Consider the following 22,547-nt stretch of genomic DNA (forward strand, 5'->3'; position numbering starts at 1 on the left):
AACATCCATGCCAATGCGCTTGCACAGGCACGCTCCCTCTGAAGCCGCTGTGCCGCTGTCACATGACACAGCCAAAGTGTTCAAAAATGACGCAGATCAAGCCACACAAAGGCACAGCGACGGTCACTTGGGTTTGGAGAGCGCCTGCTGTTCATAACGCGGATACCACTGCGCCAGACTGCGGTTGAACTCCGCCGGTTGCGCGGCCCAGCCCGCAAAACGCTCGGGAATGCGCGTGCGCTGCAGCTCGCTCAGATCGATGCCCTTCTCCGCGCTGTTGCGCATGAGGGCCACCAGCCACTGCAGCCAGTCGCTGGTCTGCTCCATGCCGCGCGAGCCCTCATGCACGGGGCCGTGGCTGGGCACCACCCATTTGAACAAGCCATCGTCCTGCCATTGCTTGAGCACCTGCAGACTCGCCAGCCACGCCTCGGGGTCGGCATGCGGCGTCGTCGGCACGCGGTCCGCAAACACCAATCCGCCCGCAAACAGCACGCCCGTCGTCTGATCGATGACGACCAGATCATCGGCCGTGTGACCATGCATGCGGCGCAACTCCAGCAAGTGACCGCCGAGACGGATCGTCTGCGGCTGGATCACTTCCTGCGCGGGCGTGGCCTGCGTGCCGCGCATCCAGTCGCCGCAGATCCGATACAGGTTGTCCTCATACGCCGCACCCTCGGCCTTCATGCCGTCGATGCTGCCTTTGAGCGCCTGCGTCGGCTTGTCGCTCCACGCCGCATTGCCTAAAAAATAATCAGGATGCAGATTGAGATTGAGCACCCGCAACACCGGCTGCTGCGTCACTTTTTCAATCGCCCGCCGCTGCTGCTCGCCATACAGACGCGACGGGCCGGTGTTGATCACCAGCACGCCCTCCTTGGTCGCGATGAAAGCGGTGTTGATGATGTTGCAGCCATTGGCCCGCGAGAAATCATCGACTGCACCTTCGATCACCCAGGTGTTCTCCGCAATGCGGCGCGGCTCAAGGCGGTAGTCAAGCGTCTGCACATCCACCTTCGGCGCTGCGGGGCGCGGAACCTGCGCACGTGCACCGACCGCAGCACCCACCAGCAGCAGAACCAAGGCCGTCTTCTTGCCGATCATGACTTCACCTCCGCATCGATGCGATTGCCATTGTTGTCCTGCCCCTGCAGACGAAACGCCTGCGGGCCTTCCTGCGGCAGCTCGAAAGTGATCAGCGGGTTCTCCGACACCGGCTCGTGCAGCGCCACGCGCCACCAAAGCTCGCCCCCCGCGTCACGCAACTCCAGCCGCTCGACGTAGAACGCCGGAATGCCCGCGACCAGCCCCGTGTCCATCGGATGCATCACGCGCACCCGCAGGCGGCGACTGCCATCGATCACATTGCCGAAAATCCGCGCCTGCACCTGGTTGAGCGTGCTGCGCCACGAACCATCGACACGCGTCGCCCCCGGCACCGTGCAACCGCCCCCGGCGGCCTGCGCCTGCACACTGCCCACATGCCATTGTCCATCGCGCGTCTGCACCATCGCCCGCACCGGAGACGCCTGCTCCAGCCGCATGCGAAACGACAGCATCGGCAGTGCGCGCATGGGCTCGAAATCCAGCACCTCGCGCACCGGATTGCGGTCCACCACCACCCGAATGCGCTGCACCCCGCCGCCCACGCCCGCGAGCTTGCGCGCGTCGATCTGCAGCGGCACATTCATCGCGTCATCCGCAAACGGCGGCGTGTGCACGATCACCTCGTCCGTGAAACGCACCGGCGCATCGCCCAGATACTGCTTGCGCAGCGTCGGCCATTGCATGGAGCCGAGTGGATCACCGCCCGTGCGATCTTCCTGGCCAAAGGCATGGGTTGCGCCAAGCAACCCCAGCAACACGATATTCCGACGCGGCACCATCATCATCATCATCATCATCATCACAGTTGTCCCCTTTGCATTGTCTCGTTGGCACAGCCAACGGGCTGCAAGACCAATGCCAGCCCCGTTTTCTACAGGATTCATGTAAAGCTGTTCCAGGCTGGAACACCTCGGCCAGAAAGGAACCGGTAAAACCTGCTTGACTCTGACATGGTGTCAAGGTACATCATCAGTACATCAGCTATCACCAAAGGAGAAAACCAGCATGCAATACACATTCCAAGTCCAAGGCATGACCTGCGGCCACTGCGAACGTGCGGTCGTGCACGCCGTGCGCGAAGTCGATGCCGACGCCATCATCAAGGTCGATCTGCCCACCGGCCAAGTCGTGGTGGAGAGCGAAAAATCGCGCGACGCCGTGGCCAACGCCATCAAGGAAGAAGGCTACACCGTCGCCGCATGACGCAGCTGCAAAAACACGCCATCGCAACCAAGCCGGTCCACTGGCCCGTGGCGATCGGCGTGGCCGCCGAGCGTGCCGGTGTCTCGGCACGCATGGTGCGCCACTATGAATCGCTGGGCCTGCTGCCCGAAGTGGCGCGCACCGACAGCGGCTACCGCCAGTACACCGAAGCCGACGTCCACACCCTGCGCTTCATCCGCCGCTCGCGCGATCTCGGCTTCTCGATGGAAGAAATCGCCACCCTGCTCGGCCTGTGGAAAGACAAGGAACGCGCCAGCGCCCAAGTCAAGAAAGTGGCCCAGGCCCACATCGCCAACCTCGAAGAACGCATCGCCGCCATGCAAGCCATCCAGCGCAGCCTGCAGTCCCTGGTTCACTGCTGCCACGGCGACGACCGCCCCGATTGCCCGATCCTGGATGATCTGGCGAGCCCGCCGGAAGCGCTGCACAAGCACTGAACGAACGCCCCCGCCTCAATCCAACGGCAACAACCCCCTCTCCACCTCCCCGATCACCCCGCGCAATTGCTCGATGAAGTAGCGCGTGGCGGGGCCCAGCACGCGGTCGCGGCGGTGCATCAGGCCAATGTTTCTGCGGGCGTTCGGGGCGGAGATCGGGCGGGCGACGAGTCCATCGAGGTTCAATTCGGGCAAAGCCAATCTCGGCAGCAGCGCGACGCCCAGACCCTGTCTCGCCATCGATGCTGCCGTGATGATGTGCGTGACGTCATATCGCGGCGCCACGGACTCGGCCGAGGCTATGCCCGTCTGCAGGCCCTGATCGAACTGCTGGCGTGCGTTGGAGCCCTGCGCGAGCAGCACCAGGTCGTGTGCCAGCAGCTGTTCCCAGCGGATGCGTTTTCGCTTTTCGAGCGGATGCCCGTGCGAAAAAATGGCGTAGTAGCCATCGGTCAGCAAGGGCTCGAAATGCAGATCCGACGCGGCTTCCGACAGTGGGCCGATGGCGCATTCGACCTGATTGGTGCGCAGCATCTGCAGCAGCTCGTCGGTGTGCGCCTCGATCACCCGCGCCTGCAATGCGGGATGTGCCACGCGCAGTTTGGCCAATGCATGCGGCACCAGACCAAACGCGGCAGAAGGCAAGGCTGCCACGATCACCGTTCCGCGCCGCGCGGCCGAGAGATCGAGCGCGCTGCGATAGGCCTCTTCCACGTCGGACACCGGGCGCTGGATGCGCAGCAGAAACTCCTCGCCCGCCTCGGTCAACGTGACATTGCGCGTGGATCGCTCCAGCAGCTTCAGGCCCAGCGTGTCTTCCAGATCCTGAATCAGCGCCGAAAGCGAGGGCTGCGTCACGCCCAGAGCGCCTGCGGCATGGGTGAACGAGCGGCTTTCGGCCACCAGCAGGAAGGCTTTCACCGCGCGATATTTGATATTCATAGCCATAAGCGATAAATCTACGACAAATATCGATTTGTGTTTATGAGTTGAAGCCGCTCCAATCGAATTCAAAAAAAGAACACCGCCCAAAAGAACGCCACCCATTTATTCGAAAAATTCTGGAGACTTCCCATGAACACTCGCCGTTCGTCCCTGCGCGTGCTGCTGGCCGCGCTTGCCTGCACCGCCACCCTCGCCCCCGTCACTTCCGCCCTTGCGCAAAGCTACCCCACCAAGCCCGTGCGCATGGTCGTGCCCTATCCACCGGGCGGTGCCACCGATGTGATTGGCCGCATGATTGCCGACAAGCTCGGCACGCAATGGGGACAGGCCGTGATCGTGGACAACCGCGCAGGCGCAGGAACGACGGTGGGCGCTGAAAACGTGGCCAAGTCGGCTCCGGACGGCTACACGCTGTTCGAGACCACCGCCACGCACACCATCAGCGCCAGCCTCTACCCCAAGCTGAACTACGACCCGATCAAGGACTTCACGCCGATCACGCTCACGGCCACGATTCCGTTGGTGCTCGTCACCGGCCCCAAGGTACCCGCCAAGAATCTGGACGAGCTGCTCAAGTGGATCAAGTCGCAGCCCGGCGGTGCCAGCATCGGCTCGCCAGGCAATGGCAGCGTGCAACATCTGACGGGTGAACTGTTCAAGACCAAGGCCGGCGTCAACACCGTGCACGTGCCCTACAAAGGCGCAGCACCGATGATCACCGACCTGCTCGGCGGCCAGGTGGACATGGCCTTTGCCACGCTCTCCGAGGTGACCAGCTACATCAAGTCCGGCAAGCTGCGCGCCATCGGCCTTGCGCACGACAAGCGCATGTCCGCCGTGCCGGACGTGCCCACCTTCGGCGAGCAAGGCATGAAGGGCTTTGTCGGCGCGACCTGGTTCGGCACGTTTGCGCCGGCCAAGCTGCCTGCGGAACTGCGTGACCGCATCACCAAGGACATCCAGGCCATCGTCGCCACACCCGAGATGACCAAGAAGCTCGAAGACATGGGCGCGGAAGTGAACAACCTTGGCTCGCAGGACTTCTCCAAGCTCATCGACGCCGAAGCCAAGCGCTGGGCAGAAGCGGTGAAGATCTCGGGCGCAAAGGTCGAGTGAGCACGCATATCGCTCGCGTCGCGCAGTGGGCCCCGGTCGGCGAGCATGCAGACCAGCAACTGCGCGAGCAATTGTCCGCGCCCGCCTTGTGGACTGTGGACAAGTCCTGGTTCGACGCGCATGCGGCGGAAGTGGAACTGCTCGTCACCACCGTGCGCGCAGGCTGCAGCGCCGACACCATGGCGCGATTTCCCAATCTGCGCGGCATCTGCAGCTGGGGCGCGGGCTTCGACACCATCGACATCGCGGCGGCCAAGGCGCGCGGCATCCAAGTCAGCAACACGCCCGGCGTGCTCGACGCCTGCGTGGCCGACATGGCCTGGGCGCTGATGCTCGCCAGCGCCCGCCGCGTTGCCGAGGGCGATCGCTATGTGCGCGCCGACCAGTGGAAGAAACTCGGCGAGTTTCCTTTGAGTCTGCGCGTCTCAGGCAAGCGCCTGGGCATCGTCGGCATGGGCAACATCGGCCAGGCGATTGCACGGCGCGGCCACGGCTTCGACATGCAGGTGCGCTACACCGCACGCAGCGCCAAACCGCTACTGCCCTACGGCTTCGAGCCCGATCTCAGCGCACTCGCCAAATGGGCTGATTTTCTGGTGCTGGCCTGCGTCGGCGGCGCGTCCACCTTCCACATCGTCAACGCCGAAGTGCTCAAGGCACTGGGGCCACAAGGCATTCTGGTCAACATCGCGCGTGGCTCGGTGGTCGACCAAACCGCGCTGATCGACGCATTGGTCCACAGGACCATTGCCGGAGCGGGTCTCGACGTGCTGGAAAACGAACCGGGCGCACCGCAAGTGCTGCGCGATCTGCCCAATGTCGTCTTCACCCCGCACATGGGCAGCGCCACCGTCGACACCCGGCTCGACATGCAGAACTGTGTGCTGGCCAACGTGGCGGAATTTCTGCGCTCAGGGACGATGCTCCATCCAATCTGAGTCAGATCTGCTCAAATTTTGAACACCACCGAAAAAACTGCTTAAAAAACAAGCACAACAAAAAAGGGAGCGTCATGTGGCGCTCCCTTTTTCATGGGCCAACCACCAGGGTTGACCAAAAAACAGGCAATCGATCAAGCCGCAGCGGGCTTGACGAAGGCCTCGACCTTGCCCTTCAGGGTGATCAGCAGGGGGCGGCCCTTGCGATCCAGAGTCTTGCCGGCGGGAACCTTGATCCAGCCCTCGCTCACGCAGTATTCCTCCACGTCAAAGCGCTCCTTGCCGTTGAAGGTGATGCCGATGTCCTGCTCGAAGAACTCCGGCTTGTGGTGTGGGCTGCGGGGGTCGATGGACAGGCGGTCGGGCAGTTGGGGCGTTGCAGAGTCGGTCACGGTGCGTTATCTCGTTGTTCGAAAAGCCCACATTGTCCCGCAAACCACCGCGAATGCCCGCTGCGGGCCCTCTTGCGCGCTGAAAACAGCAGTTGTCCAAGGCCCTATTTTTGCTGTGACAAAGCCATTTTCATCAGCTTCAATAGCTATTGTTTAAATAGCTAAAACAATAACATTCACGAGACTTATATCGTGTTTTCATGGGAAATACCCCATCTGTGGATAACATTGAGGAGCAAGCAAGAACAACCCAACACTTATTCACAGGCTGATGAACTTCGCCGGATTTGTCCCCATTTGCGATGCAGTGTCAGCCGGGTCGGGTCCACATGCTTGTTTTTTCAACAACTCTTTGATATCAAAAACAAAAGACAACTTATCCACAGTTTGCCCGCTTCCCTATTACTACTAACATTCTTAAATAACATCAATAAAGAAGAAGACAGGGAGAACTTTGGAAAGAAGCCGCGCTGAAAAATTGGAGAGTTCGATGGATGAAAACTTCGAATCAGATGGCTTTATCCCCATGGCTCTGGAGATTTCCTGTGGATAACCATGGATATCTCTGGATAACTTTCGAAAAAAATAAAAAAAGCCGCTTTGGCTTTGCCAAAGCGGCGAGGTAGAACGAAAAGAAGGAGCGAAACAGAAGCCGTTTCTTTCGGCCGGATGGCGCTTGGCCCGGTCCGTGAGACCGGTTTTCCGGCCGCTCAGCGCATAAATCAGCGCAGCATGGCGTACCCCACCCCGATGGCGGCGATCAGGCCCACAGCGTCCGCAAACAGGGCACAGGCGAGCGCGTGACGGCTGTAGCGCACCCCCACGCTGCCGAAGTACACGGCCAGCACGTAGAACGTGGTTTCGGTCGATCCCTGGACAATCGCGGCCAGACGGCCCACAAAGCTGTCTACACCGTAGGTCTGCAGCACGTCAATCATCAAGCCGCGCGCTCCGGCTCCGGACAGCACCTTCATCAGGCCAACCGGCAACGCGGGCAGAAAATCCGTGTTCATGCCGAGCGCACTGACCACCGCGCCAATGCCAGCGAGAAGCGCGTCCATACAGCCCGCCGCACGGAACACGCCGATGGCCACCAGAATCGCGATCAGGTAGGGAATGATCTGCACCGCCACGCCAAAGCCTTCCTTCGCGCCGTCGATGAACGCGTCGTAGACATTGATCCGCCGCCAGGCACCGACCAGCAAAAACAGCATCACCACGCCCAGAATCACCGCCGCGCCGATGGCTCCGGCGATCTTCGCGGCCTGTTCGGCTGGCAACTGCGCCAGCGCGGCCACCGCGGCGGCCAGCAGACAGCCCGTGATCAGCACCGGCAGCAACAGCCTGGCCTTCCAGATCGGCAAGCGCTGGCAGACCGCCACGGCCAGCACACCGGCGAGCAGCGAGATGAAGGTGACGATCAGCGTGGGCAGAAAGATGTCGGCCGCGTTGAAGTTCGCGCCCAGGCCCTGCTTGAGCGCCACGCTCTGGCGGATGGCGATCACCGAGGTGGGAATCAGCGTCAGCCCCGCAGTGTTCATCACCACAAACATGATCTGCGCGTTGCTTGCGGTCTCGGGCTTTTCGGTGTTGAGCGACTGCAGCTCGCGCATGGCCTTGAGACCCAGCGGCGTGGCGGCGTTGTCGAGACCCAGCAGATTGGCCGAGATGTTCATCGTCATCGCGCCCTGCGCCGGGTGGCCATTCGGCACGCCGGGAAACAGCCGCGTGAGCACGGGGCTGGCGATGCGGGCCAGCAGCTCGATCATTCCGGCTTTTTCGCCCACGCGCATCAGCCCCAGCCACAGACACATGATGCCGACCAGGCCCAATGAAATTTCAAACCCGGAGCGCGCGCCATCGAACATCGCCGTGAGCAATGCCTGAAAGATCCCGTCGTCGCCGGTACACCACCGCCAGACAGCGGTGAAAAATGCGGTTGTGAAAAAACCGATCCAGACCCAGTTGAGTGCCATGCCGCGATGGTAGCGTTTCGGGGGCATGTCGCTCGCGGGCGGCCCAACTCGTGGCAGACTGCGCGCCATGTCCGAACCCACGTTGCTTGTTGCCGATGACCACCCGCTGTTTCGTGCGGCGCTGATCCATGTGCTGCATGAACGCTTCGCGCAGTTTTCCACACTCGAAGCCGCCAGCGCCCAGACGCTGGGCACGGCGCTGGCCGAGCACCCGGAAATCGAACTCGTGCTGCTGGATCTGGCCATGCCCGGCGCGCGCGGTTTTTCGTCGCTTTTGCATGTGCGTGGGGAATATCCACAGGTGCCCGTGGTGGTGATCTCGTCGAACGAACATCCGCGCGTGATTCGCCGCGCGCAGCAGTTCGGCGCGGCGGGCTTCATCCCCAAGTCATCGTCGGCCGACGACATGGCAGCGGCGATTCAGAACGTGCTCGATGGCGACATCTCATTTCCGCACACCGATGCCGAGAGTTCGCCCGCCGATGCGGATCTCGCCGCCAAGCTCGCGCAGCTCACTCCGCAGCAGTTCCGCGTGCTCATGTGCCTGGCCGATGGTCTGCTCAACAAGCAGATCGCGCATGAGCTGGGCCTGGCCGAAAACACCGTGAAGGTGCATGTCACGGCGATTCTCAAGAAGCTCGCGTGCTACAGCCGCACACAGGCTGCGGTGCTGGTGAAAAGTCTCGAACCCGAGAGCACGGTTCAACTCAACTGATCGACCAGCAGATCGCGCACCTCGCGCACGATGCGCTCGTCCGAGCGTCGCGCGGGCAGCATCTGAAAACTCACCGAGCCCAGCGCAGGCAACTTCGCCACGCGCGCGGGCACCACGTCCACGCCCTCGCACAAAGCCGATTCGTTCAGGCACGCAAACCCAAGCCCTGCGGCGAGTGCCGACTGCATGCCGCGCACGCCTGAAGCCACATGCACGACGGTGAACGGCACGCTCCTGTGGACAAGTGTCTTCTCGGCCAGCAAGCGCAGTGAGCAACCTTCGGTGAGCGTGATGAGCGGCAGCGTCGCGCCCTTGGTCGGCAAGCGTCCGGGCGCGGCCATCCAGCGCAGTGGTTCGGTGCGCAGCAGATGCGCACGCGCACTGGTCTTGCCATCGGCGCGCATGGTGATGGCGATGTCGAGCTGGCCAGCCGCGTGCGCGCTCTCCACTTCGCGGCTTTTGCCCATCGTCACGCACAGCCGCACGCCGGGATGCTGCTGCGCCAGTCGCGCGAGCAGATTCGTCACCTCGGACGGGCGGAAGTAATCGGTGATGCCAAGGCGCAATTCGCCCTGCAGCGGGGCTTCATGCAGATCGCGCCAGGCCTCGTCGCTCATGGCAAGCAAGCGCTGCGCGTGGGCCAACAGAACCAACCCGGCAGCGGTCGGCTGAACGCCGCTCTTGCTGCGCACCAGCAGCAGCTTACCCGCGCGGTCTTCGAGTTTCTTCAACTGCTCGCTCGCGGCCGACTGCGACAGAAAAACTTCGAGCGCACCCGCCGTCACGCTGCCGGCTTTCACGACATGCACAAAGGTTCGGAGCTGATCGATTTCAAAGGCTTGCATTGCACAGGAGTTGCACAGATTTCACACGGTTCATGCACCGCTTTTTTCACGGTTTCTACATGACCTCTACATGGTTTTTACATGCGTTTTGCACGGGGTTCTGCAGTCGATATCCAGATGCTTGTGCGCAGATTCTGCAACCGGTTATCCCTGCACTTGCCCGCATGTTATCCACCGAGTTTTCCGATGGATGTTAACTGATCTTCCCGTTTTGCCGATGGAAAAATGTTCTCCAAAATCCATACATCGCTTATCAACAGAGGTGTACACAACATGCCCCATATCGTTCTTCAGCTCTCAGGCCCCGTGGATGCTGCATTGGCCACGCGCAGTGTGGAAAAAGTGATCGATCTGACCTGCCGCGTGCTCGGCAAGAAGCCGGAAGTCATTTCCATACAGGTGTTGTTCACACCTTCCGAACAATGGTTCATCGCGGGAAAGACGCTGGCGCAGACGGGCCAGAGCGCGTTTCATCTCGACATCAGCGTGACGGACGAGACCAACACCAAGGCCGAGAAGGCGCAGTTCATCCGTGAGCTGCATGCGGCCATGAAGGTGCTGCTCCCCAATCTGCATGAATGCAGCTACACGCACGTGATTGACGCGCGCGCGACGGCCTATGGATATGGCGGGCGCACGCAGGAATACCGGCACCAGCAAAGCCAAAGGGATGACATGAACAGATAGGGATACTGCCGTTGAATAGCGTGTTTCCCGGATGCCAGAATGCGTGCGGATCTCCAAATGCATTCCAACTCCAGAGGGACAACATGGCTACCCAAAACTACACATTCAGCTTGTCGAGTGGTATTGCTGCAAGCATCACACCCCGCTCGTCCGGGCGCATTCCCTATGCATCCTGTCCGTTGTGCGATGGGAAGCAGCTTGGTGATCATCGCCATGCCTCCTGTGCGCAGCACCCTATGTACAAGGCGGGGCTCAGTGATGAGATGCGCTGGATGCAGTGCGCGGATTGCAAGCACGTGTTCACGCACGGGTATTGGAACGAAGAGGCGTTGGCACGGATCTTCGGTTCAGCCAATCCGCATCAGTTGCCCGGCAACAATCCGCACGGCAGTCGCAGCATCTCGGCAAAAATGGTCGAGAAAGTGATTCGATGTCTTGGCGAGGTGCAGGGTACGTGGCTGGATGTGGGATTCGGGAACGGCGCACTGTTGGGCGCGGCGCAGGAATATGGCTTCAATGTGGTCGGTCTGGATTTGCGCGAACAGGCCGTGGAACTCATCCGGCTTGATGGAATCGAGGCACATGTCATGCTGTTCGAAAACTATCTTCCACCGGAGCCTCTGCGTGTCATTTCCATGGCGGATGTTCTTGAGCATGTGCCCCACCCGATTCCCGTGCTGCAGCATGCACATCGCTTGCTGGCCGATGATGGGCTGCTCTTTCTCTCGATGCCCAACGATGAGTGCTACGCGTGGCGAATGCTGGATCGAACCGGGCAGAATCCGTACTGGGGCGAGTTGGAGCACTATCACAACTTCGGTCGTGAGCGGCTGTGCCAACTGTTGCGGACACAGGGTTTCGAGGCCATCGACTACGGCATCAGTGAACGCTACTACCTGTGCATGGAGGTCATTGCACGCAAGCGTGCATGAGCCGTACTAGTCGCCTTCCGTCTCGCGCAGACGCAGCATGGTCTGGCTCAGCAGCGCGCGCAGCGCAGCCGGTCGCACGGGCTTGAACAGCATGGCCCAGCCGCGTTCGGCGGCGTTGCGGCGCAGGGCGATGTCGCGTTCTGCGGTCACGAGAATCACCTGTGGTTGCTGCTGCCAGATGGCGGCCAGTTCACCATACAGATCGGGGCCGAAGAACGCGCCCATGCGCACGTCGAGCAGCACCAGTTGCGGGGCATTGCCCTGGCGTGCGAATTCGAGCGCGGCCTGAGGTCCACCTGCGAATGGCACGTCGCAGCCCCAGCGTTCCAGCAACGCGCCCGTGGCCGTGCAACTGGGCGCGTCGTCGTCGATGTACCAGGCGCGCAGGCCTTGCAGCGGCATGTCGGCGCGCGCTTCTGGCACTGCGGCGGCGGTTTTGTCGTCTGTCGGTGAAGGCTGCTGTGCGGCGAGCGGCACGCTCACCCAGAAGGTGCTGCCTTTGCCGAGTTCGGAGGTCAGGCCGATTTCGTGGCCGAGCAACTTGCCCAGACGTTCGACGATGGCCAGCCCCAGCCCCACGCCGCGGTCCTGATCGTGGCCTTCGTTCAAGCGGCGGAACTCTTCGAAAATCTCGCGCTGCAGGCTCTTGGGAATGCCGGGGCCCTGGTCATGCACCTCGATGCGCAGATGGTCGCCACGGCGTCTGCAACCGATCAGCACGCGGCCTTTGGGCGTGTAGCGGATCGCGTTGGACAGCAGGTTCTGCAGAATGCGGCGCAGCAGCGCTTCGTCGCTGTGGACCACATAGTGCGAGTTCACGGCGGTGAGCTTCAATCCACGGCTCTCCGCGATGATGCCGAAGTTGTGCTGCATCACCTGCAACAGCGGGCCGAGCGCGAAGTCGCGCACATGCACGTCGAGCTGTCCGGACTCCATGCGCGAGATGTCGAGCAGGCTGTTGAGAATGCCGTCCTGCGCGGTCAATGCGCCGTCGATGCTGTCGGCCACATGGCGTGCGGTGTCGTCGTGCAGATGGCTGCGCAGGAGCGAGCTGAACATGCGCGCGGCGTTCAGCGGTTGCAGCAGATCGTGCACCGCAGCGGCGACGAAGCGCGTCTTGTAGCGATTGGCCGATTCGGCCTCGCGCTTGGCCTGATCGAGATCGCGTGTGCGCTCGGCGATGCGCTGCTCCAGCGTGTCGGCCAGCGAGCGCAATTCGCGCGCGGCGTTCTTGTAGCTGGTGATGTCGGCATAGCTCGTCACGAAGCCGCCGTCCGGCATGGGATTGCCGCGAATCTCCAGCACCGTGCCATCGCTTTTGGCGCTTTCATGCAGATGCGATGTGCCTTCGCGCAGATGTTCGAGACGGCGTCGAATCGCCTTCTCGCTCGGGTTGGGCCCGAGCAATCCGCGCTTGGCGTTGTGGCGGATCAGTGACTCGACCGGAGCGCCCACGCGCATGAGTTCAGGCGGAAATTTGAAGAGCTGCACGTAGCGCGAATTCCAGGCCACAAGGTTCAGATCCGCGTCGATCACCACCACGCCCTGCGGCAGATGCTGCAGGCTGCGCGAGAGCCCCGTGTCGGCCTGCTTGGCGGCCTGCAGAATGCCGTCCTGTGCGGTGCGCAGTTCCTGCGCATGCTGATGCAGCACCGTCTCGAGTTCCTGACGGCTTCTCTGGCGCAGATTCGACAGACGCTGGCGTTGGCGCACATAGAGCACCAGCATCGCAAGCGCCAACCACACACCAGCGGCGGTGACGGTGGCCCAGCGGCTTGCCGTGGTGCTGATCTGCGTGTTGTGCAGCAGATGCAGATGCCATTTCGAATCGGGCAACTGAACCGTCTGCCACAGCATGGGCTGCGACAGCGAGGGCTCCTTGAAATGCGCGAGCGAGCCGCCCTCGGCTACCTGTTTGTCGATGCGGAACTTGAGCGGCCTGAGTTCCTGATCGGCATATTGTCGCGTGGCGCTCATCTCCTGGCGGTCAAGCTGAGACAGCGGTGCCAGCATCCGGTAGCGCCAGTCGTCGTGATTGGCGAGAAACACCACGTCGTGCGCGTCGGACGCGAACACGATGTCGCTGGTCTGCAGCCAGCCGCGCTCCAGCTCGATCAGCAGAATCTTGATGGCGATGAGGCCGACGATGTTGCTCTCGTCGTCCACGATGGCGCGCGAGAGAAAGTAGCCCGCCTCGCCGGTCGTCATGCCGATGCCGTAGAAGCGCCCGCGCCCCTCGGCCAGCGCCTGCGTCACGTAGGGGCGGTAGCTGTAGTCCTCGCCCACGTTGCTGTGCTCGTCGCGCCAGTTGCTCGCCGCAATCGCCCGGCCTTGCGCATTGACCAACGTGAGCGTGGACGAGTGGCTTGCGCCGTTGGCCGCTTCCAGCTTGCGGTTGAGGTCATCCACTTCGCTTGCCGACAACGGATGCGTGAAGGCCGCTCGCAGTTGCGGATCGAGCGCCAGCACCTCGGGCAGCGTGCGGTAGCGGTCGATGCGCTGCGACAGCTCCTGCGCGTAGAGCGCGAGCTGCCGCTCCACGGTGCGGCTCTCGTCCTGCAGCGAGCGATGCAGCGCGTACTGGCTGGCCAGCAGCATGCAAATCAGCATGCCCGCCAGCACGGCAAGCACGGTCCACACGATGCGGCGGAGCGAAGAAGGCATGGTCGGTTCGATCCCAAAAAGGCGGTTCAACGAGCGAACAGTACAGTGTAGAGGCTAGGTGATTACCCTAGGTTTTGCCGCCGATACGCCCGAAAAGCGGCCATCTAATACCAATGTGTTATCGCCAGCGGGAGCCATGCGCCGTACAAACCGAAACATTCCGCAAGCTGGCGATGGTTTCGCTCGGAGCATGGCTCGTCAAACGGGTCGGTCCTGCATGCGGTCTCGCATTCAAACTTTGGAGAACCCGCATGCAACCCATTCCGCAGCAAGCAGCTCAGCCAGAGCATCTGCCGTTCTATCGGCAACTGTATTTTCAGGTGATCTTCGCCATCGTGGTCGGCGTGCTGCTCGGCTACTTCGAGCCGCAGTACGCGCAGCAGTTCAAGCCGCTGGGCGACGCTTTCGTGAAGCTGGTGAAGATGATCATCGCGCCAGTGATCTTCCTGACCATCGTGACCGGCATCGCCGGCATGACGCACCTGCGCACCGTGGGCCGCGTGTTCGTCAAGACGATGATCTACTTCCTGTTCTTCTCGACGCTGGCGCTCATCGTCGGTCTGATCGTCGCGCACGTGATCCAGCCGGGCGCGGGCATGCACATCAACGTGGCCGATCTTGACCAGAAGGAAGTGCAGGGTTACGTGAGCAAGTCGCACGAGATGACGCTCACCGGCTTCCTCATGGACATCATCCCCAAGACGCTGGTCAGCCCGTTCGTGGGTGACAACATCCTGCAGGTGCTGTTCATCGCCGTGCTGTTCGGCATCGCGCTGGCCATGTCCGGCGACCACGGCAAGCCCGTGCTGAAGTTCCTCGAATCGCTCACCGTGCCGGTGTTCAAGCTCGTGGGCATTCTGATGAAGGCCGCTCCCATCGGCGCATTCGGTGCCATTGCCTTCACCATCGGCAAATTCGGTCTGGGCTCGCTCGTGAACCTGGCCTGGCTGGTGGGCACGTTCTACATCACCTCGCTGCTGTTCGTGGTGGTGATTCTGGGCTTCGTGGCGCGCCTGTGCGGCTTCTCGGTGCTCAAGCTGGCCAAGTACCTCAAGGCCGAACTGCTGCTGGTGCTGGGCACCTCGTCGTCCGAATCCGCCCTGCCTTCGCTGATGCAGAAGATGGAAAGGGCGGGCTGCAGCAAGTCCGTCGTGGGCTTGGTTGTTCCCACGGGCTACTCGTTCAATCTGGACGGCACCAACATCTACATGACGCTGGCCGCCCTGTTCATCGCGCAGGCCACCGACACCCACCTCACGCTCGGCCATCAAATCATGCTGCTGCTGGTGGCGATGCTCAGTTCCAAGGGCGCTGCCGGCGTGACCGGCGCGGGCTTCATCACCCTGGCCGCCACACTGGCCGTGGTGCCCGAAGTGCCGGTCGCCGGCATGGCGCTGATTCTGGGCGTGGACCGCTTCATGAGCGAATGCCGCTCGCTCACTAACTTCATGGGCAACGCGGTCGCCACCGTGGTCGTCTCGCGCTGGGAAAAGGCGCTGGACCACGACAAGCTCGACGCCGCCCTCAACGGCACGCTGCTGCCCGAACCAGAAGAGCCCGGAGCGAAGCACGCCTGACGCCTGACGTCTGCGCCGCGCGCAATCCAAAAAGCCCTGTGGCCGACCAACGTCAGCCACGGGGCTTTTTCTTTGTCGCAATGATCAGAACGGCGGATCTTCTTCCTCGTCCTCACCATCGGCCGTCACCGCTGCGGACTTGCCCACAGGCCCCGGCTGTTTTTCTGACGCGGGACGCGCAGTTGCGGTCGAGGTACCACCGCCAAGCTCCGTGCGGCCTTCGCCGCCCAGAGCCTCGATCAGATCGGGCAGCAGCTTGGTAAGCTCGCCCGTGGCAATCGCTACGTCGGCGTCGAAGCCGCCATCGTCCTGCTTCTGGCCTTCAAACACCGTGTCGAGGAACGACACCTTCTTGATCTGCAGGCTTTCGGTCAGCACGAACGAGACGCGGTCGTCCCAGCTCATCGCGAGCTTGGTCGGTAGCTTGCCCTGATCGATGTGTTCGCGGATCTCGTCGATGTCCAGCGGATGGCGCGAGTAGCGCACCACGGCCTTGGCTTCGTCAGCGCTTTTGAGTTCGCATTCACGGTCGATGCTGAAGCCCACCGGCGGTTCCTGTTCCTTGAGCCAATGCGCCATGCAGGCCTGTGGCGATTCTGCGGTGTCCAGCAGCGCCACGGCAAAGCCCGGCAGCGCGTCGACCAGCATGGTCACCACTTCGTCGGCCTTGCCCTGGCTGCCGGTGTCCAGCACCAGCAGATGCGCTTCGGGATCGATCCACACCCAGGTCGAGCCCTGCTTGGTGAAGGCCATGGGCAGCAGGTCGAGCTTGGCTTCTTCTTTCAGCTCCTTGCTTTCCTTCTTGCCGGGCTTGCGACCGGTTTCCTGCTCGATGCGCGCAGCCTTTTCCTTGACCTTGCGTGCCAGCACCGAGCCCGGCAACACCTTGGCTTCGGTCATCAGGCGCAGGATCCACTGCCCGCCCACGGATTCGGCCAGCAGGCCGTGCTCTTCGCCACGTGGAGGCACCCAGCCAATGGATCTTTCCTGCGTCGCGCCGCATTCCTCGAACAGCGTCTTGCCAAGCGCCTCTTCAATCTGCGTCAACTCCATCTGCCAAGACTCGGCGATGCGATACACGATCATGTTTTTGAACACGATAACTATCCGTCCTTCACTTTGCGTAATACGTGAGCCATAGAGTGTGGCCCGGTTGCATGCCCCATTGTCATGCAAAGCCGACCGGCCGCTTTTCAAGCGGAAATGCGCCCTTGCAAGCGGCGCTGAGCCCACCGGGAAATTCGTGGAACTTTACACAGATTGAAGTTCGGAACACGCAGGCGATACACGGCGACTCGACACTTGCATTCAAGCGCCGGGGTTCTTGCTCCGCTCCCCTCCACCCGCTCTCTCTCACCTGAGCGGACACCCCCGGCGCCCTTGTTCCCAGGATTTCAGGAAGACCCGAGAAGTTTCATCCCTCACGAAAGGACATCTCATCATGGCCCGCTCTACTCTCTTCAGTACCCGTACTTTCGCTGCAACCGCACTGGCCGCGGCCATGTTGGCCGCAGTCGCCGTTCCCTCCATCGCCCAGACCACGGCCCCCGCACCGGCCACCACAGCTTCGGCACCAGCCGATGCCAAGCCCGCCCATCGCGGTCACCACGAACGCAAGCAACGCATGACGCCCGAGCAGCGCCAGGAACGCATGGCCAAGCACGCCGAAGCGTTCAAGCAAAAGCTCAAGATCACCGCCGATCAGGAACCCGCCTGGACCGCCTTCCAACAATCCATGCAGCCCAAGGATCGCCCCGATCACGCCCGCTTGGATCCCAAGGAAATGGACAAGCTGACCACGCCCGAACGCATCGACCGCATGCGCGCCATGCACGCCCAGCGCACCGCCGAGATGGACCGCCGTGGCGAAGCGGTGAAGACCTTCTACGCAGCGCTCAAGCCCGAGCAGCAGAAGGTGTTCGATCAGGAAAGCCACCGTATGGGTCACCGCTTCGGTCCCGGCGGCGAACACGGCCCACGTGATGGCGGCCCCAAGGGCGATGCGCCCCGCCGTGGCGGCCACGATGGCAAGCACCGTGCACATCACCACGGCGAAGGCAAGCCCACGCCACCCGCAGCGCCCACAGCGTCTGCTCCGGCCCAGTAATCGCTGAAGCCTGATCCCCCAGCCCGCAACACCTGCCTGTGTGTTGCGGGCTTTTTTTCGTCCTTCGTTTTTGCACATGGCCAATGCAAACAAGGGCTTGCGTCATCCATCCCGACCTTCAAACAGGTATTTCACAAGTTATTCACAGATGAAACTCAATAAAGACAGGGGTGTGGACAAGCTTGTACAGAAAATCAAGAGCAACTTTTACTTATCCACAGAAATGTGGAAAACTTGAAAGTTGTGCCCATTTCGGAAGCAGGAAACAGGTACTTCAAGACACATGGTTTGCGTTTTTCCAAATCCTTGTCGGAATTTGAACAAATGAAGTTATCCACAGTTTGTTCGCTCCTCTACTACTAACAACAAATTTATATAAGACTGTTTAACAATAACTGCTAGTAGCTCGGTTCTTCAAAAAACGCGTCGAATTTTTCGCAATATAAAAAATTTCTTGGATTGCCTATTTTTTGTGCAAATCTGCTCGCTTCGCTCGCGAAAACCGTCGGCAAACCTGAAAATGGCCGCATGACCACCACCCGTCCAGTCGCTCTCGTCACCGGATCCACCAGTGGAATCGGTGCCGCCATCGCCAAACGTCTCGCGGCCGACGGATATTCCGTCGTGCTCCACTCCAGAAGCAGCGTCGAAACCGGTCAGGCCATGGCCAACGAACTGCCCGGCGCCTGTTATGTGCAAGCCGACTTGGCCAACGAGGAAGACCGCAAACGCCTGATCCGCGAAACCCTGCTGGAATGCGGACGGCTGGACGTGCTTGTGAATAACGCTGGAATAAGTCAGGTCATCCCGCACGGCGACCTGCTGGCCGCCACGCCCGAGGTCTGGCACGAGATGCACGAAGTCAACGTCGTCGCGCCTTTTCGCCTGATCGCACACGCCCAGGAAGCCCTGCGCGCATCGGCAGCACTGCGCGGCAAACCCGCCTGCGTGGTCAACATCAGCTCGCATGCGGGCGTGCGCCCCAAGGGTGCGTCGATCCCCTACTCCGCCAGCAAGGCCGCGCTCAACCACATGACCAGGCTGCTCGCGCTGAATCTCGCCCCCGACATCCGCGTCAACGCCATCGCACCGGGGCTGGTCGATACACCTCTCACCGAAACCTGGACGGCAGCGCGTCAACTGTGGAACGAAAAGTCGCCCATGAAACGCGGCGCCAAGCCCGAAGACATCGCGCAAGTGGTGGCGATGCTGGTGGCGTCGGACTATCTGACGGGCGAGGTGGTGCTGTCGGATGGCGGCTTGAATCTGACCTGAGCACGCGTTGCGCTGCAAAAGCAAAAGGGCTGCGAGTTATCCACACGCAGCCCTTGTTTTTGGGGATATCTCAAAATCAATCGGCGGGGATGGCGAGGCCCGGCAAGTTCACTTTGCCCAGGCCAAGCCAGTTGCCGTGGCGATCTCGAGTACGTAAAACCGTCCGTTCGATGCTTGCGCCTGCATTGAATGGTGTCACCTCAACGTACGTTTGCCCTTTCCCATTGATGCTTCCGGGCGTGATGCTTTCAGTCGGGTACAGCACGCAAAACATGCGATAGCGATTGGAGGCATCGCGTTGCTGACAGAGGACTGAGCCATCCTCATTCTTTGCGATGTTTCCTTCGACTTGAGTCAGGCGCACCCAGCGGGGAGCAGAAGGCAGCGAATAGCTGAACTGGAAGTAGTACTCACCCAGCATGTGCTCAATGCCGGTGCTGGGTGCGGGCTCCAGTTGCAGCCTGCGTATCCGTTTCGACGCTTCTCCCGGCAATGTCACGTTGCCCGTCGCAAAGTCGGTCAGCGTGTAGTCGCTGCCATATCGCATGGAGAACGACAACTTGGCGGCTCCTGCGTTGGTGGCCTCGCTTCCCGACTGGGCAGGACCACCGAAATGGCGGCCATCCTTGAATCGGAGCAGTGACATGGATGTGGTCGTCTCGCCCGCCGAAGTGTTTGCTCCTTGCAAGCTGCTGGTGCCCAGATGGAACGTTGGACTGCCACTGGCCAGATAGTCCGAGGTCTGCAGGATGACGGTGTGATCCTGCACATCGAGAAACACACCACGTCCCGGCTGTCCTGTTCTTTCGTCTTCGATGACCCAGGCACCGCTGTTCGGCAGCAGGGTGATGTGCCCGTAGCCGCTGCAATAACCCGTGATGCAGATTCCGCCAAGCTGCGTGGACGCTTTGTACAGACGTGCGCTGCGTTCTCGTTCGGACATGCAATATGACGTCGGTCCATTGCAGCTGTAGCTTCCTTCTTGCCAGCCATTCAGCGTCATGCGCTGCGCAAGATCCCATGCCGGTTGAAGCTCTCCGATCACATCGCGCCCCACCACGCGAAATTTCAGACGCTGGATCTCCAAGGGCATGTCGGGTTTTTCGCCGTTGAAGCTATTGGACGTCGGCAGACAGTCGAACACTTCGGTCTCGGCTTGCAGTCGGCAGTCAAAGGTGCGAAGTGCACTACCCCAATCAAATGTCGAACCAAGCTGGAGCGGATAAACGCCATCGGTACCCATGCCCAATTTGGCGTCCCATGTGTAGCGGATGCCATTTTTGCTGGTCGCCACCCATTGCATGGAGCGAAAGCCTTCTTTGCCGGAAGGAGGATCGTCAGAAAGCTGAGTCCACCAGAACGGCATCTTTTCCGGTACCAGAAAGCGCGAAATGGGCTGCGCCTGCTCGCCCGGAAACTGCACCGTTCCATTGAGCCCATCAGCAAAGCGCAGCGTCACCTCGCCAGCCGAGCCATCTTCCACTCCGATCTGTGCAGGCCCACCAAAGTAGCGCCCGCCCTTGAATCGCAGCAGCGGCACCGTCATCGAAGCGGCTTCGTCAAGTTTGCCGACAGCCGTATGAAACGTCGCGGCTCCGCTCTTCTCGTAGTTGAACACCTGCATGAACACGGTGTTGCCTTGCACATCCAGCGAAAACCCACGCCCGGGCTCGCCGTTGCGCTCGGCTGCAATCATCCACAGACCGGCTTGCGGCGTGAACTCGCGTGCCGCCCAACTGGGCAGCGCGCAGCAAAGCACCAGAGCAGCGGTGAGGGCATGGGGTATGAATCGCATGGGTCTGAGCCTCCTTTGAATGCTGGTTTCGTTCTTTGGATACCTTTGGGTTCATGGGATGGCGAGACCGGGCAGACTCACTTTGCCGAGACCCAGCCAGTTGCCGTGGCGATCACGGGTGCGTAGGGTCGTCCCGGATGTCTCGCGATGGAAGGGATGGATGCTCAGGCTGGCACGACCCCACTCGTTTTCCGCAGTGGATGCGGCGTCGGGGCTGAGACTCCACACGCAGTTCATCCCGTTGGGTCTGGGATCGGAAGAATCGCGCTTGCATTGCACGGTTCCGTCGTCGTTCTTCGCTACCGCGCCTTCCACACGGGTCAGCCTGAACCAGCGTTCTTCCTGCGCCAGATTTTTGCGCCACGTGTCGAGATATTCACCAAGCATGCCCTCCATGTCGAGCGATACGGGTTCGAACTGCAGACGCTTGATGCGCTGCGAGCCCTCTCCGGGCAAGCTGACATCGCCGGTAGCGAAGTCCGTGTACACATTGTTGGTCTGCGGTGTGAACGAGAGCTTCAGTTCTCCAGCATTGGCGACTTCCTTGGCGGATTGGGCGGGGCTTCCGAAATGGCGGCCTCCCGCATAGCGGAACATCGACATCGCGCTGGTCGTATCGCCCCTGAGCTTGAGAGAGCCCTGCAAGCTGCTGGTGCCCAGATGGAATGTGGGCTCGCCGTTTGCGAGATAGTCGGAGGTCTGCACGATGACAGTGTCGTCCTGCACATCGAGAAACACGCCGCGTCCCGGCTTGCCCGTGCGTTCTGCGTCAAGCACCCAGGCACCGCTGGTGGGCAGCACTGTGATGTGTTTCTGGCCCTCTCTTATGCAACTCATGATGCACGGCTCCGGCATCAAATCAAACCATGAGTAGGTTTTTCTGGATTCCTCGATACGTTGGTTGATGAGCCGTTGACTGTAGCTGCCAATCGTTGTGCCATTGAGCACCAATCGGTTGGATGGATTGGCCTCGGGCTGTATCTCGCCCACGATGTCATACCCAAGAAAACGCAGTCGCATGCGACGAATCTGCAGTGCGTCGGCGGAGCCGCCGTTTGCGGCCGGATCCGTGGTCTGGGCGGGCACGCAGTCGAGGACCTGTGTGCTGAGCTCCATGCTGCATTCGAGCGCGCGGGACGCTTGCCTCATGCTCGTGTAGTACGCCGTCTGCATTGATTCGAAAGTCAACTTGAACGGCAAGTCGTCGGCCTCTTTCGAAAGCGTTGCGAACCATGTATGGAGTGCTCCACTCGAGTCCGTCGCGATCAGATTCATTTGACGGCGGCCCTTCTTGTCGGACGGTGGCGAATCCGACAATTGGGTCCACCAGAACGGCAACTTCTCCGGAATCAGAAACCGGGCAATGGGCTGCTCGCCCTCGCCGGGAAATCGGATCGTCCCAGCCAACCCATTGGTGAACTTCACGGTCACGTTGCCTGCATTGCCATCTTCCACTCCGATCTGTGCAGGCCCACCAAAGTAGCGCCCGCCCTTGAAGCGCAGCAGCGGTACCGTCATCGAAGCGGCTTCGCCGAGTTTGCCCACCGCCGTATGAAACGTCGCGGCTCCGCTTTTTTCGTAGTTGAACACCTGCATGAACACGGTGTTCCCCTGCACGTCGATGGAAAACCCACGCCCGGGCTCGCCGTTGCGCTCGGCTGCAATCATCCACAGACCAGCCTGTGGCGTGAACTCGCGCGCGGCGTGCGCGGGCATGGAAAGACAGGCCAGCGCAAGGGCTGGCAGCAGATACGGCTTTGCGAAACGCATTCTCGGAACTCCAGACTATTCGTGCATCGTTGCACAGAGCCT

The 22,547-nt window shown here is 61.2% G+C and carries 20 protein-coding genes; 10 read left to right on the top strand and 10 right to left on the bottom strand.

Annotated features, from left to right (window positions below; genetic code table 11):
• Positions 1-123: 123 nt before the first annotated feature.
• Positions 124-1,107 carry a quinoprotein relay system zinc metallohydrolase 1 gene (locus G7048_RS11540; protein ID WP_166068277.1) on the bottom strand — a complete coding sequence of 328 codons (984 nt, stop codon included), beginning with the start codon at positions 1,105-1,107 and terminating at the stop codon, positions 124-126.
• On the bottom strand, positions 1,104-1,910 hold the full coding sequence (locus G7048_RS11545; RefSeq protein ID WP_240933250.1) for a quinoprotein dehydrogenase-associated SoxYZ-like carrier: 807 nt from the start codon (positions 1,908-1,910) through the stop codon (positions 1,104-1,106). Before G7048_RS11545 ends, G7048_RS11540 begins: the two co-directional genes overlap by 4 nt.
• Positions 1,911-2,115: 205 nt before the next feature.
• Between G7048_RS11545 and G7048_RS11550 the strand changes: the two genes are divergently transcribed.
• Both G7048_RS11550 and cueR read left to right on the top strand, forming a co-directional pair.
• Positions 2,116-2,313, top strand: coding sequence for a heavy-metal-associated domain-containing protein (locus tag G7048_RS11550; RefSeq protein WP_166068278.1), 198 nt, complete (start codon positions 2,116-2,118; stop codon positions 2,311-2,313).
• Complete coding sequence (gene cueR, locus G7048_RS11555) at positions 2,310-2,771, top strand: Cu(I)-responsive transcriptional regulator (protein ID WP_166068279.1); 462 nt, start codon at positions 2,310-2,312, stop codon at positions 2,769-2,771. Before G7048_RS11550 ends, cueR begins: the two co-directional genes overlap by 4 nt.
• Positions 2,772-2,786: 15 nt before the next feature.
• Here the strand turns inward: cueR and G7048_RS11560 are convergent, their stop codons facing one another.
• Entirely contained in the window at positions 2,787-3,719 is a 933-nt protein-coding gene (locus tag G7048_RS11560; protein ID WP_166068280.1) for a LysR family transcriptional regulator, read from the bottom strand.
• A 126-nt stretch (positions 3,720-3,845) separates the two neighbouring features.
• Here G7048_RS11560 and G7048_RS11565 point away from each other — a divergent pair, with 126 nt between their 5' ends.
• Positions 3,846-4,832, top strand: coding sequence for a tripartite tricarboxylate transporter substrate binding protein (locus G7048_RS11565; RefSeq protein WP_166068281.1), 987 nt, complete (start codon positions 3,846-3,848; stop codon positions 4,830-4,832).
• Positions 4,829-5,770, top strand: a complete 942-nt coding sequence (locus G7048_RS11570; RefSeq protein ID WP_240933251.1) for a 2-hydroxyacid dehydrogenase — start codon at positions 4,829-4,831, stop codon at positions 5,768-5,770. Before G7048_RS11565 ends, G7048_RS11570 begins: the two co-directional genes overlap by 4 nt.
• A gap of 134 nt (positions 5,771-5,904) precedes the next feature.
• Here G7048_RS11570 and G7048_RS11575 read toward each other — a convergent pair whose 3' ends face one another.
• Both G7048_RS11575 and G7048_RS11580 read right to left on the bottom strand, forming a co-directional pair.
• Positions 5,905-6,162, bottom strand: a complete 258-nt coding sequence (locus tag G7048_RS11575; protein ID WP_166068282.1) for a DUF3297 family protein — start codon at positions 6,160-6,162, stop codon at positions 5,905-5,907.
• A 722-nt stretch (positions 6,163-6,884) separates the two neighbouring features.
• Positions 6,885-8,138, bottom strand: coding sequence for a nucleoside recognition domain-containing protein (locus G7048_RS11580; RefSeq protein ID WP_166070929.1), 1,254 nt, complete (start codon positions 8,136-8,138; stop codon positions 6,885-6,887).
• A gap of 67 nt (positions 8,139-8,205) precedes the next feature.
• Here G7048_RS11580 and G7048_RS11585 point away from each other — a divergent pair, with 67 nt between their 5' ends.
• Positions 8,206-8,853: a response regulator transcription factor gene (locus tag G7048_RS11585; RefSeq protein WP_166068283.1), complete on the top strand. Its 648-nt coding sequence runs from the start codon at positions 8,206-8,208 to the stop codon at positions 8,851-8,853.
• Here the strand turns inward: G7048_RS11585 and G7048_RS11590 are convergent.
• A complete protein-coding gene (locus tag G7048_RS11590) occupies positions 8,841-9,698 on the bottom strand; it encodes a LysR family transcriptional regulator (RefSeq protein ID WP_166068284.1) in 858 nt (285 codons plus the stop codon). The two genes, G7048_RS11585 and G7048_RS11590, sit on opposite strands and share 13 nt — an antisense overlap.
• Before the next feature lie 273 nt (positions 9,699-9,971).
• Between G7048_RS11590 and G7048_RS11595 the strand changes: the two genes are divergently transcribed.
• Both G7048_RS11595 and G7048_RS11600 read left to right on the top strand, forming a co-directional pair.
• Positions 9,972-10,385: a 4-oxalocrotonate tautomerase gene (locus G7048_RS11595; RefSeq protein ID WP_166068285.1), complete on the top strand. Its 414-nt coding sequence runs from the start codon at positions 9,972-9,974 to the stop codon at positions 10,383-10,385.
• A 20-nt stretch (positions 10,386-10,405) separates the two neighbouring features.
• On the top strand, positions 10,406-11,317 hold the full coding sequence (locus tag G7048_RS11600; protein ID WP_240933313.1) for a class I SAM-dependent methyltransferase: 912 nt from the start codon (positions 10,406-10,408) through the stop codon (positions 11,315-11,317).
• 6 nt (positions 11,318-11,323) lie between these two features.
• On the opposite strand, the gene G7048_RS11605 is transcribed toward G7048_RS11600, so the two are convergent.
• Positions 11,324-13,981: a PAS-domain containing protein gene (locus G7048_RS11605; protein ID WP_166068286.1), complete on the bottom strand. Its 2,658-nt coding sequence runs from the start codon at positions 13,979-13,981 to the stop codon at positions 11,324-11,326.
• 251 nt (positions 13,982-14,232) lie between these two features.
• On the opposite strand from G7048_RS11605, the gene G7048_RS11610 reads away from it, so the two are divergent.
• On the top strand, positions 14,233-15,558 hold the full coding sequence (locus G7048_RS11610) for a dicarboxylate/amino acid:cation symporter (protein ID WP_166068287.1): 1,326 nt from the start codon (positions 14,233-14,235) through the stop codon (positions 15,556-15,558).
• An 84-nt stretch (positions 15,559-15,642) separates the two neighbouring features.
• On the opposite strand, the gene G7048_RS11615 is transcribed toward G7048_RS11610, so the two are convergent.
• Positions 15,643-16,656 carry a recombination-associated protein RdgC gene (locus G7048_RS11615; RefSeq protein WP_166068288.1) on the bottom strand — a complete coding sequence of 338 codons (1,014 nt, stop codon included), beginning with the start codon at positions 16,654-16,656 and terminating at the stop codon, positions 15,643-15,645.
• A gap of 343 nt (positions 16,657-16,999) precedes the next feature.
• Between G7048_RS11615 and G7048_RS11620 the strand changes: the two genes are divergently transcribed.
• Both G7048_RS11620 and G7048_RS11625 read left to right on the top strand, forming a co-directional pair.
• A complete protein-coding gene (locus G7048_RS11620) occupies positions 17,000-17,665 on the top strand; it encodes a Spy/CpxP family protein refolding chaperone (protein ID WP_166068289.1) in 666 nt (221 codons plus the stop codon).
• Positions 17,666-18,193: 528 nt separating this feature from the next.
• Positions 18,194-18,940 (top strand): SDR family NAD(P)-dependent oxidoreductase, encoded by a 747-nt coding sequence (locus G7048_RS11625; RefSeq protein WP_166068290.1) that lies wholly within the window; start codon positions 18,194-18,196, stop codon positions 18,938-18,940.
• A 76-nt stretch (positions 18,941-19,016) separates the two neighbouring features.
• On the opposite strand, the gene G7048_RS11630 is transcribed toward G7048_RS11625, so the two are convergent.
• Together G7048_RS11630 and G7048_RS11635 are read right to left on the bottom strand one after the other, a co-directional pair.
• Positions 19,017-20,564, bottom strand: coding sequence for a hypothetical protein (locus G7048_RS11630; protein WP_166068291.1), 1,548 nt, complete (start codon positions 20,562-20,564; stop codon positions 19,017-19,019).
• Positions 20,565-20,786: 222 nt separating this feature from the next.
• Positions 20,787-22,505, bottom strand: coding sequence for a hypothetical protein (locus G7048_RS11635; protein WP_166068292.1), 1,719 nt, complete (start codon positions 22,503-22,505; stop codon positions 20,787-20,789).
• Positions 22,506-22,547 lie beyond the last annotated feature (42 nt).

The sequence above is a fragment of the Diaphorobacter sp. HDW4B genome, assembly GCF_011305535.1.
GTDB lineage: Bacteria > Pseudomonadota > Gammaproteobacteria > Burkholderiales > Burkholderiaceae_C > Diaphorobacter_A.

Excerpts from the sequence above, each read along its gene's own strand:
- G7048_RS11540 (WP_166068277.1), bottom strand. The coding sequence starts at position 1,107 with ATGATCGGCAAGAAGACGGCCTTGGTTCTGCTGCTGGTGGGTGCTGCG.
- G7048_RS11545 (WP_240933250.1), bottom strand. The coding sequence starts at position 1,910 with ATGATGATGATGATGATGATGATGGTGCCGCGTCGGAATATCGTGTTG.
- G7048_RS11550 (WP_166068278.1), top strand. The coding sequence starts at position 2,116 with ATGCAATACACATTCCAAGTCCAAGGCATGACCTGCGGCCACTGCGAA.
- cueR (WP_166068279.1), top strand. The coding sequence starts at position 2,310 with ATGACGCAGCTGCAAAAACACGCCATCGCAACCAAGCCGGTCCACTGG.
- G7048_RS11560 (WP_166068280.1), bottom strand. The coding sequence starts at position 3,719 with ATGGCTATGAATATCAAATATCGCGCGGTGAAAGCCTTCCTGCTGGTG.
- G7048_RS11565 (WP_166068281.1), top strand. The coding sequence starts at position 3,846 with ATGAACACTCGCCGTTCGTCCCTGCGCGTGCTGCTGGCCGCGCTTGCC.
- G7048_RS11580 (WP_166070929.1), bottom strand. The coding sequence starts at position 8,138 with ATGGCACTCAACTGGGTCTGGATCGGTTTTTTCACAACCGCATTTTTC.
- G7048_RS11585 (WP_166068283.1), top strand. The coding sequence starts at position 8,206 with ATGTCCGAACCCACGTTGCTTGTTGCCGATGACCACCCGCTGTTTCGT.
- G7048_RS11590 (WP_166068284.1), bottom strand. The coding sequence starts at position 9,698 with ATGCAAGCCTTTGAAATCGATCAGCTCCGAACCTTTGTGCATGTCGTG.
- G7048_RS11595 (WP_166068285.1), top strand. The coding sequence starts at position 9,972 with ATGCCCCATATCGTTCTTCAGCTCTCAGGCCCCGTGGATGCTGCATTG.
- G7048_RS11605 (WP_166068286.1), bottom strand. The coding sequence starts at position 13,981 with ATGCCTTCTTCGCTCCGCCGCATCGTGTGGACCGTGCTTGCCGTGCTG.
- G7048_RS11610 (WP_166068287.1), top strand. The coding sequence starts at position 14,233 with ATGCAACCCATTCCGCAGCAAGCAGCTCAGCCAGAGCATCTGCCGTTC.
- G7048_RS11620 (WP_166068289.1), top strand. The coding sequence starts at position 17,000 with ATGGCCCGCTCTACTCTCTTCAGTACCCGTACTTTCGCTGCAACCGCA.
- G7048_RS11625 (WP_166068290.1), top strand. The coding sequence starts at position 18,194 with ATGACCACCACCCGTCCAGTCGCTCTCGTCACCGGATCCACCAGTGGA.
- G7048_RS11630 (WP_166068291.1), bottom strand. The coding sequence starts at position 20,564 with ATGCAGGTGTTCAACTACGAGAAGAGCGGAGCCGCGACGTTTCATACG.
- G7048_RS11635 (WP_166068292.1), bottom strand. The coding sequence starts at position 22,505 with ATGCGTTTCGCAAAGCCGTATCTGCTGCCAGCCCTTGCGCTGGCCTGT.